The sequence below is a fragment of the uncultured Rikenella sp. genome (assembly GCF_910579375.1).
Taxonomy (GTDB): Bacteria; Bacteroidota; Bacteroidia; order Bacteroidales; family Rikenellaceae; genus Rikenella.
In genome coordinates, this window is sequence record NZ_CAJTUJ010000048.1 from 1 (window position 1) to 12,859 (window position 12,859).

At 60.7% G+C, this 12,859-nt stretch carries 10 protein-coding genes, 1 tRNA gene and 1 pseudogene; 1 reads left to right on the top strand and 11 read right to left on the bottom strand.

Features of this window, described 5'->3' with window-relative positions; all coding sequences use genetic code 11:
• The 3 genes and pseudogenes from QZ302_RS05640 to mreC all read right to left on the bottom strand — a co-directional run.
• Window positions 1–755, bottom strand: a pseudogene (locus QZ302_RS05640) (penicillin-binding protein 2); the annotation flags it as partial.
• 31 nt (window positions 756–786) lie between these two features.
• Window positions 787–1,299, bottom strand: coding sequence for a rod shape-determining protein MreD (locus QZ302_RS05645; protein ID WP_294593481.1), 513 nt, complete (start codon window positions 1,297–1,299; stop codon window positions 787–789).
• Window positions 1,296–2,228 (bottom strand): rod shape-determining protein MreC, encoded by a 933-nt coding sequence (gene mreC, locus QZ302_RS05650; RefSeq protein WP_294593483.1) that lies wholly within the window; start codon window positions 2,226–2,228, stop codon window positions 1,296–1,298. Before mreC ends, QZ302_RS05645 begins: the two co-directional genes overlap by 4 nt.
• Window positions 2,229–2,347: 119 nt before the next feature.
• On the opposite strand from mreC, the gene QZ302_RS05655 reads away from it, so the two are divergent.
• Window positions 2,348–2,554 (top strand): hypothetical protein, encoded by a 207-nt coding sequence (locus QZ302_RS05655; RefSeq protein ID WP_294593485.1) that lies wholly within the window; start codon window positions 2,348–2,350, stop codon window positions 2,552–2,554.
• A 699-nt stretch (window positions 2,555–3,253) separates the two neighbouring features.
• Here the strand turns inward: QZ302_RS05655 and QZ302_RS05660 are convergent.
• From QZ302_RS05660 to QZ302_RS05695, 8 genes are all read right to left on the bottom strand, one after another.
• Window positions 3,254–4,276 (bottom strand): rod shape-determining protein, encoded by a 1,023-nt coding sequence (locus QZ302_RS05660; protein WP_294593487.1) that lies wholly within the window; start codon window positions 4,274–4,276, stop codon window positions 3,254–3,256.
• 8 nt (window positions 4,277–4,284) lie between these two features.
• Window positions 4,285–5,844: a bifunctional phosphoribosylaminoimidazolecarboxamide formyltransferase/IMP cyclohydrolase gene (gene purH / locus QZ302_RS05665; protein ID WP_294593489.1), complete on the bottom strand. Its 1,560-nt coding sequence runs from the start codon at window positions 5,842–5,844 to the stop codon at window positions 4,285–4,287.
• 1,254 nt (window positions 5,845–7,098) lie between these two features.
• Window positions 7,099–7,290, bottom strand: a complete 192-nt coding sequence (locus tag QZ302_RS05670; RefSeq protein ID WP_294593491.1) for a hypothetical protein — start codon at window positions 7,288–7,290, stop codon at window positions 7,099–7,101.
• 40 nt (window positions 7,291–7,330) lie between these two features.
• Entirely contained in the window at window positions 7,331–8,818 is a 1,488-nt protein-coding gene (locus QZ302_RS05675) for a hypothetical protein (RefSeq protein WP_294593493.1), read from the bottom strand.
• Between the two features lie 208 nt (window positions 8,819–9,026).
• Window positions 9,027–9,100, bottom strand: a tRNA-Met gene (locus tag QZ302_RS05680).
• 145 nt (window positions 9,101–9,245) lie between these two features.
• Window positions 9,246–10,190, bottom strand: coding sequence for a M20/M25/M40 family metallo-hydrolase (locus QZ302_RS05685; protein ID WP_294593495.1), 945 nt, complete (start codon window positions 10,188–10,190; stop codon window positions 9,246–9,248).
• 20 nt (window positions 10,191–10,210) lie between these two features.
• Window positions 10,211–12,316: an OstA-like protein gene (locus QZ302_RS05690; RefSeq protein ID WP_294593497.1), complete on the bottom strand. Its 2,106-nt coding sequence runs from the start codon at window positions 12,314–12,316 to the stop codon at window positions 10,211–10,213.
• A gap of 48 nt (window positions 12,317–12,364) precedes the next feature.
• Window positions 12,365–12,682, bottom strand: coding sequence for a 4Fe-4S dicluster domain-containing protein (locus tag QZ302_RS05695; RefSeq protein ID WP_294593499.1), 318 nt, complete (start codon window positions 12,680–12,682; stop codon window positions 12,365–12,367).
• Window positions 12,683–12,859: the final 177 nt, after the last annotated feature.

Below are 12,859 nucleotides of genomic sequence, written 5' to 3' on the forward strand. Positions count from 1 at the left end.
ACGGAGCCGATTTTACCCGCCATGAGCTCTTCGGCGAGCTGTTGCAGGTCGGCGTCGATGGTGCAGGTGATCGCCTCGCCCGGCACCGGAAGGGTGTCGTAACGCCCGTCGGCATACGATCCTTTGGGCATGCCGTAGACGTCGACGAGTTCGACTTTCACCCCTTTTTTCCCGCGCAGGTACTGCTCGTAGGACTTCTCGATGCCGCTCTTGCCGATGTAGTCGCCCATGCGGTAATAGGGGTCGCGTTTGATGGTGGCTTCATCGACTTCGTTGATGTAGCCGAGGAGGTTGCCGGCGATCTTCCGGGGATAGGTGCGCGAGGTGCGGTATTGGGTATAGAAACCGACGAGGTGGCGTTCGTCGAGTTTGAATTTCACCTCTTTGGGGAGCTGTTTGAAGATCATCGAGGGGCGCCGTTTGGAGTACCGCCGGGCTTTGTCGAGGGCTTTGCGGATATCTTCGACGGTGACGCCCAAGGTCTCGGCGAGGAAAACGGTGTCGAAGGGTTCGACGTCGCGCGGAATGACCATCAGGTCGTAGGATTCGGTGCTCTGGACGAGGAATTCGCCGTTCCGGTCGTAGACTTCGCCGCGCGAGGGGTACTGCACCATGTAGCGCATGGCGTTGTTCCGGGCGTACTCTTTGTAGGAGCTGTCCACGACCTGGATCCAAAAGAGGCGGCCGACGAGAACGAGCACGACGAGAATGAGGCCGAGGTAGAGTATCTGTTGGCGTCTGGAGGGGATATTCATGGACTTTCGTTGCAAACTAAAGGAGGGGGAATCAGGCTTTCACTGCGGTACGAACGAGCGGGAGGTGCAAAAAGTATATGATTCCGATGCTGAATATCGAGCTGAGCACGATACGGAGTGCGATCATCCACACCGCTCCCGAAGGATCTTCGAGGATAAAAAACGGAAGGTTGAAGAGCAGGACGAGGGCGGTGACATAGCGCAGAAAACGGGATGTCCCGACGCGCCCCGCCGTAGGTATCCCTCCTTCGTAAATGAGTTCTTTGCCGAGAAAAAGCCCGACGACGGTCGGTCGCACGAATGCGAGCCACGTGGATGCGATGGTCTGCAACCCTGCCGTCCCGGACATGAAGTCCACGGCGGCTCCGCTCCCGAAGCCGAGCATCAGCAAGAGCCATCCCGGCGTATCTAACGGCAGGAGGATGATGAACATGATGTAGATGTACGGGTTCACCACGCCGCCGAGGTTGATGTTGTCGAAGACGAACTCCTGAAGAATGAGCAGGAGCAGGAAAATTGCGGTGTATTCCAAAAACCGGATCATGGTCGCCCTCCTTCTTCTGTTCCGTCCGAAATGCCGAAGTTATTGCCGCCGCTTCCGGCCACCGAGGCTGCAGTCTGGTCGCTGATGCCGGTCTCGGCATTCCCGACGGTGCTCTCCAGGGCGCGCCGCTCTTCCTGTTCGAGGTAGTGCACGGCGTAGACGCGGCGAAGCCGTGCGAGGTCGGTAAAGAGCCGCACGCGGACTTTATAGAATGTCCCGTTGACCATCTCGAAGCTCTCGACGGTGCCGATGGGCTGGTCGGGCGGAAAGATATACGAATAGTTGGTGGTCACGACGGTATCGCCGACCTCCATGTCGGCGTATTTGGGAATCTCGTCGAGGATGACTTCGCGGTGGTTGAGCCCGTCCCAATAGATGGAGCCGAAGAAGTCGCTCCCCTGTATCCGTCCGCTGGTGCGGAAATCCCGGGTGTTGAGAATGGAGACGGCGACGGAGAAGTGGTCGGAGCAGCGCACGACGTATCCGACGATTCCGTCGTCGGCGATCAGGGCCATCTCGGGTTCGACGCCATCAACGGTTCCGCGGTCGATGGTGATGTAGTTTTCGCGTTTGCTGATGCTGTTCCGGATGACGCGGGCGGGCTGATAGCGATACTGTTGGAGGAGTTCGGCGACGGGGATCGAATCGTCGACTGCGGTGTGTCCCAATACGGGCGTGACGGGCTGGGGCAGGCTCCTCAGCCGGGCGATTTCGTCGAGCAGCCGCCGGTTCTCGGCGCGCAGGCTGAAGTATTCGCCGATGTCGGCGAGTTTGTCGTAGATACCGCTGACGAGCCGGTCGGAAGCTCCGGCGATGCGGGCTTTCTGGTAGAGGTTGCTGTGGAGGAATACGCCGATAGCTATCGCTTCGAGGGCGATAAACAGGAGGACGTAGTAGATCCGTTTGAGAAAAAGAAGTAGTTTCAGCAACTCGGGTTCGTTTTTATCGTGTCGGCCGAAGCCTGTCGGGAATCCAGGGGGCGGCCTTTATTTGCGGTCGAAGAAGTGTTTGTTTCGGCACTCTTCGGGCAGAGGCGGGGACGGATTCAATGGTTTTCCCCCTGCCCGCCCCGGGCTACCGCAATCATACGGATGGCGCGCTGCTCGGCGTCGGCGGCGAGGGTACGGTCTGGTCTGCATGGGTGCCGGGCGGCAGCACGCGCGCCTGGCGTTTGTTGTTCGGTGCGGCGGGCATGGATCCTTCGTATGCGTACCATCGCGGCTTCGGTTTTCAGTTGCGTTGCCTCTCGGAATAAACGGTGCCGCTCGGCACTCGAATATTGGCTGGAACTACCCCAACAACCGGCAGCCGCTACCCTACTTTTTTTACCTTGGTGGGTTGGACGCCCGGGAGAAACGGCAACTCTCGAAGCGGAGCGGCGTGTTGCGAGCCGCCCGGTGGGAGGCGTTCGGCTCGCGCGATTCTTCGAACCGCAAGAAGTCAGCCCGACCCATCACTCAAAGTTTGCCCCGTTTTTTCAAATGCGTCTTTGACGCGCCTTGTTGATGCTGTTCGCCGCCAGCGGTGAATGCAACGAGCCCCGTCGAGTTGCAGCCCGCCGCAGGGGGTGGCGGCGAACTGCGCGACTCTGCGAGTCGCAGGAGCCCGGCCAACGGTTCGGCCCAATATACAACCCTAATCTCTTGTGTGCGGCCTGTCGCCCATCCCCCCGAGCGGCAAAGCCGCTGGGCGACAAGGCCGGCAACCCAAAGGGTCGCAAGAACCAGCCCAAAGCTCCGCCCCGTGTCCGCCTCACTGCGGCTCCGCCGCTCTTTCGCGCGCCTTGCGCGATTCATCTATATTCGGCTAACCGCCGGAAATAGCTGAATCGCTCCTTTAGGCGGGGCGCGCGGCTGTCCTACGGGAGGGTACTGCGCTCAGGCCGCGCAGGCCCCACGTCCCGTAGACAGGAAATGCTCGCGCATTTCCACTAGCAGCCTCTACCCCCTGCGCCCTACCGCATCAGGAAAGAGAAACGACCGATGTTCTTCAGCGCGATCCCCGTCCCCCGCGCCACCGCACGCAACGGGTCTTCCGAAACGTGGAACGGTATCCGCGTCTTTTGAAACAGCCGTTTGTCCAAACCCCGCAGCAAAGCCCCCCCACCAGCAAGGTAGATCCCGTTCTTCACGATATCCGAATACAACTCCGGCGGAATCTTTTCGAGCACCTTCATAATCGCCGCGTCGACCTTCATCAACGACTTATCCAGCGCATGCGCCACCTCCTTGTACGACACCGGAATCTCCAGCGGCAACGAGGTGATGATGTTCGGCCCCCGCACGATGTGGTCGTCCGGCGGATTGTCCAGATTGTCGATCGCAGCCCCCACCGCAATCTTAATCTCTTCGGCCGTCCGCTCGCCTATCTTGATGTTGTGCTGCTGCCGCATGTAAGTCTGGATGTCCTCCGTGAAAACATCTCCCGCCACGTTGATCGACTCGTTGCACACAATACCGCCCAAGGATATCACAGCCACTTCGGCCGTCCCCCCTCCGATGTCGACGACCATGTGTCCCTCCGGCGCCTCGACGTCGAGCCCCATCCCCAACGCTGCCGCCATCGGTTCGTAGATCATATAGACTTCGCGCCCCCCCGCATGCTCCGCCGAGTCGCGCACGGCACGAATCTCGACGTTGGTCGAACCGCTCGGGATGCAGATCACCATCCGGAGCGACGGACTGAACATCTTGTTCCGCGATTTGATCATCTTGATCATCCCGCGGATCATCATCTCGGCAGCCGTAAAGTCGGCGATCACCCCGTCCCGCAGCGGCCGGATAGTCTTGATATCCTGGTGCGTCTTCCCGTGCATCTGCCGGGCCTGATTCCCGATGGCCACCGGCTGGTTGGCATGCTGGTCGAGCGCAACGATCGAGGGTTCGTCGACGACGATCTTGTCGTTATAAATAATAATGGTGTTGGCCGTCCCGAGGTCCATGGCCAACTCCTGGGTGAGGAATGAAAAGAGTCCCATGAGGCGGTTTAGTGTTTGAAGTGGCGCAATCCGGTGAATACCATGGCCATCCCGTTGGCGTTGCAATAGTCGATGGTCTCCTGGTCGCGCACCGAGCCGCCGGGCTGAATGATCGTATCAATCCCTTCGCCATGAGCGATCTCGGCGCAGTCGGCGAACGGGAAGAAGGCGTCCGAAGCGAGCACCGCACCCCGCAGGTCGAACCCGAACGACTTCGCTTTGGCAATGGCCTGTTTCAAGGCATCGACCCGCGAGGTCTGCCCGATGCCGCTGGCGAGCAGCATGCCGCCTTTGGCCAAAACGATCGCATTGGATTTCGAGTGTTTCACAATTTTGTTGGCGAAGATCAGGTCTTTCAATTCCGCATCGGTAATTCCTTTGGCCGTCACCTGTTTAGCCTCGGAATCCAGCCCCCCTACCTTCGCATCCCGCTCCTGTACGGCGACCCCGCCGAGCAGCGACCGGAACTGCCGTCCGCAGGCACAGCAACCACCTGTCCCGACCTCAGCCTTGGTTTTGAGAATAATCCGGTTTTTCTTGGTTTCGAGAATGGCCAGCGCCTCCGGCTCATACCCCGGCGCCATAATGACTTCGAAGAAGATTTCGTTGATTTTTTCAGCCGTAGCCTTATCGACTACCCGGTTGGTAATCAACACTCCGCCGAACGCCGATACCGGGTCGCCTGCCAGCGCATCTTTCCACGCCTCGACCAAAGTCGGTCGCACCGCCACCCCGCAGGCGTTGTTGTGCTTCATGATCACGAATGCAGCGCCGGAAGAGTCATTGGCGAATTCGCCGATGAGGTTCACCGCGGCATCCATGTCGAGCATATTATTATAGGAGATCTCCTTGCCGTGCAGCTGTTCGAACCGTTCGGACAGATCTCCGTAGAATGTCGCCGCCTGATGCGGATTTTCGCCGTACCGCAAGTGAGTAGCTTTCTGTTCCGTAAAGCTCTGCTTGAATGCCGGAATCCCTTCGGTGCGGTTGAAGTAGTTGAAAATCGCGGTGTCGTAGTGCGAGCTCACGTTGAACGCCTCTGCCGCCAAATGCCTGCGCTGCTCCAGCGTCGTAGCGCCGTCCTGTTTGGTGATCAGGTCGAGGATATAGCCGTACTGCGCCACACTCGGCACAATCGCGACGTCCTTGAAGTTCTTGGCTGCGGCGCGAATGAGCGAGATCCCGCCGATGTCGATCTTCTCGATAATCTGCTGTTCGGTCGCTCCCGGCGTGGCCACGGTCTGTTCGAACGGATAGAGGTCGACGATCACGAGGTCGATCTCGGGAATTTCATACTGTGCGACCTGCTGAATATCGGTCTCGTTGTCCCTGCGGGAGAGAATACCGCCGAAGACTTTCGGATGCAGGGTCTTGACCCGCCCGCCGAGTATCGACGGATACCCGGTCAGATCCTCGACGGCATGGGCCTTGACACCCAGTTCTTCGATAAAGGTCTGTGTCCCGCCGGTCGAATATATCTTCACGCCGTGCTTATCTAACTCGCGAACGATCTCTGCCAACCCGTCCTTATAGAAGACGGAAATCAGCGCGCCTTTGATTTTTTTCACTGTCGTAAGTTGTTGTTTGTTTTAAAGTACAAAGATACGACATTTATTTGTTTGTCGTTCAGTCAGGGAGGGGAAGAAGGCAGGAATTTTCGTCTTTTTCCGACCTCCGCGCAGGGCGCCAGCCAAGGGACTGGGCCGAGGCTGCCATCGGGCGTTTTATTGGGCCGTCGGCAGCTGGAGGATGCGAAGCATCCGTCGAAAGTTTTTCTGGTTCTCTTTGTTCACAACCGACGCTGCCAGCGAGGGCAATGCAAACGCAGTTTGCCAATTGCCGAGCGGCGAGGAGGAAGGCGAAGCCAACGAGAACAGTACCCTCAAATCGACGCGCGCCGACGCCTTAAAAGGGAAATCGTCAAAATGCACTTGTGCGTTTTGGCAGGATTTCCCCAGGCGCGCGAACGAAGAGTTGGGCTGAGTTGATTAAGCGATACGCAGTATCGCTCCGTCCCGCCGGGGTCACCCGGACGCCGCCCGCGCAGGGCAGTTCTGTCCGGCTCGAAGCTCGACCGCGCGGAACAGAGAACAGCGTGCGAAAACCGTCGCCCGCCCGCGTAAAAAGGGATTTCGCTCATTTTGCGACAGCAAAATCGAGATGAAATCCCAGCGGGCGACGGCAAACGCGGCGGAGCGACAGCGGAGCCGCAGTGAGGCGGACACGGGGCGGAGAACTGGGGCGAGCTTTGGGCTATGCTTGTTCTTCAGGCGGGAAAACCGTATCCGGTTTTCCCGCCGCGCTGGGCCGAGCTTGGGGTTGGGCAGGGGCGGTGGATTGGGCAGCTTTTTGACAGGTTTTGGGCCGCGAGCGAATAGCTAAGTCCTCGTGACAACGGTCGGCCCGCAACCCCCGGATGCGGAGGGGATGCACAGCGTCTTTTACTGGCCGCCTCAGCCTTAATGTTCGTTCTCCGCTGGCGGCGGCTGAGAACGCACCTCGCAGAATTGGGGCGGTTGAATGGGCTGTGCTTTTGCGGTTCGTAGAACCGCCGGGCTTGCGCGCTGGGCCTTCGGCCCACCCGGGGAGCGCGCAGCCCGAAACCGAAAGACAGATTTCTCATAAAAGGGGGTAATGCTCTTGCGACTCGCAGAGTCGCGCGGGCCGCCCGTGGGCAGGCGCCGGCCCGCAATACGCCGCTTCGCGTCGAAAATTGCGATACCACCCGGGCGTCCGACCCGCTAAGGTCAAATAAAAGTAGGGTAGAGGTTGCCGGCTATTTGGGCCGAGGCGGCCAGTCTTCGAGTGCCGAGCGGCACCGTTTATTCCGAGAGGCAGCGCAACTGAAAACCGTGGGCGCGGTAGTCCGAGAGGCTGGGATCGAGGTACTGCGAACGGAAATACAACTCCAGGCCGCGGATGCCGCTCGAGGCGGCAGACCAGCTGTACCCGTGGTTGCCGACACCGTTCAGCGCGCCCGAGGGGTAGTAGCGGAAGCCCGGGGCGCGCTGCAAAAAGCGATATCCTGAAAAGATACCCCAATAAAATCTCCTCTCAGAACCTCCGGGCTATGCCCCGGCCGTTGCGGAAGATGCGGCGGTGGTATGTCCGCCCCGTGCGTTTGTCGAAGAGGCCGTAAATAGCTTCGTCCGGCACCCCAGCCACCGAATAGGTCAGACCGTCCTCCGACCCGCCGGAACGGCGGACAATCGGATGCCCGCACTCCCGCCAATCCCGCCCCGTCCAATACGCAACATAGTAGTGATTCGGGTTCAGCGTGTCCCGCTCGGCTTCCCGAATCAACGGCGTCAGATCGATCGTCACCAACCGGTTCAGGTTCGGTTCGTGGTATTGTAGATTGCTCCTCGGATCGAGCCGGAACGGTCGCCCCGCCGGCCGCACCGACCTCCCGTCCGTGAGCACCGGCAGGTAGAGAATCCCCCGTCCGATCTCCCGGAAAAGAGCCACTTTCCCCTCCCGCCTTTCCGCCCACACCGCCGGCCGCCAGCGCTCGTTGCTGAAGACCGCCAGCGCCGCCCGCTCATCCGGCCCCGCCACCGAGTCGAACGCCACCCGCGGGTTCGAAGTCGCCACATACTCCCCCGTCACCGCCCGGAAATAGGGCTGTCCAAAGCGTCGCGCCGCCTCCGCCGACCGATCGAACTCCATGCGGTAGATCCGCGGCGGCCCCGCCGCCAGCCACTCCCCCGTGTCCAGCAGCACCGGATTGCCCAGCTCGTCGAAATAGACCGCCTCGACATGCCCCCCGTCCGAAGTGCCCCACACCGGAATCATATCCTTCGTCGCCGCAATCCCCATCGCCCGCAGCGCCAGCACGAAGATGTCCGCCGCCGAGTTGCACTCGCCCCGTCCGCACGCCATCGCCTCCTCGGGCGTGAACGCCGGTTTCAGCATCAACGCCTCCGGATGGAACCCGAACCACTTCCGGATATCCCGGATAATCAGCCGCGCCACCCCCCGTATATCTTTCCGTCCCGCCATCGTGTCAATCATCGGTTCGTAGCGCGTGCGGAAGAACGTCCGCCAGTCCGTGAGCTCTTCGGTGTCGATCCGGTAGGGGAGCACGTAGCGTATAAAAACGGAGTCGGAGTAGTGCCGCGCCCACGGATACCGTTCCCTGGCGTCGAACGCCAGGTCGATGTTTCGGATCAGGTAGTCCGCCGTCATCGCCTCCTCGTCGTTTTCGGTGCGGTAGCGCACCGCCAGCCCGAGCGAGTCGAGCGCCGTCCGATAATTGCTTCCGGTGATTTCGGGCCGGTAGATCGAATAGTCCGATACCTCGCCCGTCCGCCTCTGCACGAGGTCGAACGTGCGTGTGGCGTGCCCCCGGAGGTTTTCGAGGAGGAACCTCGCCGCCTCGGCTCGCAGCGGGTCGTCGGCATAGTGCTCCGCCACCCGGTGCATCTCCGGATTTCCGGTCGCTTGGGCCGCCGAGCGCAGCCGTCTGCCCGGCGTGTCGCATCCCGCCATCAGCCACCCGACGATGCAGCCGATTCCGATAGTCAGTAGATTTTTCACCATATCGAACGCTTGAAATTTGCCTGAAAACCGTTTCGTCTCTTGAGTAGGTTTACTAAAAGATCCAAACTATTACAAATTTAATGAAAAATCGCATTTAATGCGTTGGATGGGGCGGCGGAGAGCGGATTTTCCCGGAACGGACGGGCCGGATGGTTTCCGCCAAACAGAAAAGGGTTGCAAAGTAATTTGCAACCCTTTGAGAATTAAGTAGCGAGAGAGAGACTTGAACTCTCGACCTCATGATTATGAATCATGCGCTCTAACCAGCTGAGCTACCTCGCCAAATAAATTTGTGCCTCCCCTTTGTCGGAAGACGGTGCAAAGGTAATGCGTTCGTTTCGAATTTCCAAACCCTATGCCTTCTTTTTTCGCGCTCGACCCGCCGGAGGCTCCCCGGGTGCGGAAAACGCCCGCCCGGCGAGGAGCCTTACTCCACGTAGGCCATCCGCCAGATCAGGTACCAGGCCGAACGGGCGATATCCACCAGTTTCGGGTAGTTGATCCGATCCGGCGTGTCGTTCGGCGTGTTGTAGTCCGGATGGCCGTCCGTGTGGTACCACGCGATCGGAATCCCTGCGCGGGCGAACGGCGTGTTGTCGCTCCCGCCGATCGTCCGGTCGCACGGGCGGAAGTCCGCTTCCAGCTCCGTCAGGCCGCCCGCCTGGACCGATTCCGCGTACCAGGTCTTCAGTTCCGGTTTGGCCGACGTGTAGAAGTAGCGGAACAGACGCGGCCGCGCCTCGTCCGTGTTGCGTCCCACCATGTCGAAGTTGATGTAGCAGTCGATCCGCGCCGTGTCCGCCCCCAGTCGCGAGACGTAGTGCCGCGAGCCTTGCAGGCCGCGCTCTTCGCCGTCCCAGAAGGCGAGGATCAGCGTGTGTTCCGGCTGGGTTCGCGTCGCCGCAGCGGCCCAGGCCAGCTCCAGGAGCACCGTCACGCCGCTGGCGTTGTCGTCCGCGCCCGGAAAGACGCGTCCGTCGCGCCGTCCCTCGTGGTCGTAGTGCGCTCCGACGATCACCTGCCGGGTGGTATCCCGTCCCGGAATCTTGACCAGAATATTCCGCAACGCCTCGCCTTTTCTGCCCGTAAACGGTTGTTCCGTAATCTGTTGTGAGTATCCCATCTGTTCCAGCTCCGAGCGGATGTATTGCCCGGCGATCTGCCCTTCGACCGATCCGGCGAGTCGGCCTCCCATTTCGTCCGAGGCCAGAAAACGCAGCGAGGCTTCGGCATTCCGGCGGGTGATGGCTTCGAGTCCGCGTCGGTACTCTTTCCGGGGTTTCGGCGAAGCTTCGGCCGGTGCGGCCATGCCGGTGGCGAGCGTGGTGCCGTAGAGGGCCCAGCACAGGAGGGTGGTATGTAAAGGTTTCATGGTCAATGTATTATGTGGTTCTATTGGTAGAGCAGGGTGGAGGTGTTGAAGATGTCGAGCGTCACCCACAGCGGTTCGTTGCGATCCCGCCAGGTGCCGCTTTCGATCAGCCGTTGGCGCGTCTGCCGGAACCGCTCTTCGATCGAGAAGACCGGCTGGGGATATCCCTCCGCCTCGCGCCGCTGCGAAGGCCGCACCGACCGGTCGGTGATGTCGTACCGGTCGGTCGGCTTCCGTTCCGGTTCCCAGCTGAAGCCCTTCAGCTGCAACGACTGGCCCGCAGGCACCTTGTCCAGCGGGTCGACGTATCCGTCGCCCGATCCTCCCCAGTTGAAGTACACCGGCTCCTGGTCTTCGAAGTCGATGGTGAGGCTGGCGGACGAGACGACGTACATCTCGTCCGGCGGCAGGCTGTCTTGTCCCACGAAGTAATAGTTGATGACGTTCCCGGTCAGGATAGCCCGATGAATTTCGTTCTCGCGGAACCACGCCTGAAGGAACCGCCCTTCGGCCTGGTTGAAGAGCGTGTCGGAGTGTTCGGCCTTTTGGGTGATGAACGGCGAGCCGATGAATTCGGCGTAGTCGATCTCGCCGTCGCGGCTGAAGAGCTCGATGCGATCCGCCGTGAGCTGGTTGTCGCCGTTCCAGATCACCGGCCGCCCGTAAAGGATCGCCATCGAGTCCACCGAGTAGGCTGTCAGCGAGTCGCAAATCCCCTGTACGTCCGTCCGCCACAGTTTGACGTGATGCCGTCCGCGGACGACCCGTTCGAGGGAGTCTTTGCGCGGCGCAATTCCCGACGGGTCAGGCGATAAGAGGATCGAGTCCGGTGCCGTCGGCAGCGGCGGTTCTTCGGCTCCGATCGCCGCCGCCCGCCGAATCCTGCCCGCCGCGGTCGAGTCTGCCGCCATCGCGGTTGAATCTGCCCTGGCCATTGAATCCGCCGCCATCGCCGAGCTGTCCGTCGGAACGGTGCGTGTGGTCGAATCTCCCTGCGCCTGCCGTTTTTTCAGCCCCGGTTTCGACCGCCCCGGCCCGTAGGTCTGGAAAAACAGCGTATCGGCCCGCGCAAAAGTGGAGTCCGCCGCCGGCCGTTCCGTCCGGGGCAAAGAGTCGGTTATCCATAGCGTCGAAGAGTCTGCCGCCAGTCTGTCCGGTTCGGCCACGCTGTCGTAGAGGATCACGGCCGGTCGTGCCGTGAGCATCCCGTTGCTCAGCGAGTCGTCGTAGAAGCCGTAGTCGCCCAGCCCGATCGCCCGTTGGGCGGTGTCGAGCATCTGGATGTTGCGGCGCAGGGTCACCCGCCTCCCGACGCTTTCGTAGTCCATCGTGTCGGCCCAGAACTCCTGGTCGGCGGTCATGGCGTAGGCGTTGCGCGTGAAGTGGTAGGTCTGGGTCGCGCGGACGTACTGTCCCCGGTCTGCGGTGAGGAAGTCGCGCTCCTGATCCCAAATATAGGTCTTCGCGAGGAACGTAACGATCTCGTTGTTCAGGTCGTATCCGATCGAGTCGGTGCGCATCCGGTAGTCGGTGTTCCGCAGGGCGACGTGTCCGGCGAAGGTAATGAGGGCCGAGTCGCCGTAGTAGATCCCGCGATCGGACTCCATGAGGTTGTCGCGCAGGAAGATGACTCCTCCCCGGTCGTATTTGCCGACGTTGGTGCGTGTGTCGAACTCCATTTCGTCGTAGACCCACATGGTGGCCTCTCCGTTGACGAGTTTCAGGAGGGGGGAGTAGACTTTGGCGAGGTTGGTGTGTCCGTCGTAGCTGGCGCGGTCGCCGTAGATGAAGGTGGAGTCTTTGTTGATGATGACGTTTCCGAAGCACTCCATACGGTATTCGTCGTACCGCCGTGCGCTGTCGCACTGGATGAAGGCTCCGTTGTGGTGGAAGGCGACGTGGTCGTTGAGGTAGAGGACGGTGTCGTTCGGCCCGCGTTTGGCCATCAGGTCGCCGTAGTAGTTGACGATGGCTTTTTCGCCGTTTGTTTCAGCGCCGTCGTTCCGGGACTGTGCCGTCGTTTGGGTCGCAGTTCCGGCTTGGACTGCGCCGCCGCGCGAGGTGCCGAACGGGACGAGGAAAAAGGCGGCGGCGAGGGCGGCGATCAGGTATCGTGTCGTGGGCATAGTGGGTTTCGGGTCGGTTTTTCGATGTGTGGGGCAGGGCCTGCGGGTTTACAAGGTTTCCAGCAGGGTGTGCACCACGGCTCTGGTATTGACCCCTCTGGGGCAGACCATCCGGCATTTTCCGCAGAGCATGCACGCTTTGAGTGCGTTTTTCGCGGTTTCGTACTCTCCTCGTCTGATCCAGTGCTGGACTTTGCGGAGGCTGAAGGGGGCGAATTGTCCGGCGGTGCAGGTGGCGGTGCAGCTGCCGCAGCCGATGCAGAGCAGGGTGGTGGGTTCCCGTCGGATGATGCGGTCTCGGAGAGTGGGGTCTATCCGGTCGAGGTAGATGGCGCGCGGGGCGTTGATGGTGAATCCGAAGTCCATGGTTTGTCGGGTGTTAGGCGAGTTGTCGGGTCTGTGTTTTTTGGGGTGTGCCTCCGCCCCGGGCTTCCGCAACGCAGGATCGGGCGCGCCGAACAGTGTCGGCAACCACGGATTCAACTACTCCTCCGGCACAAAAAGCAACAGCGGTTTGGATTTGAATTTCAGTGCAACTGGTCT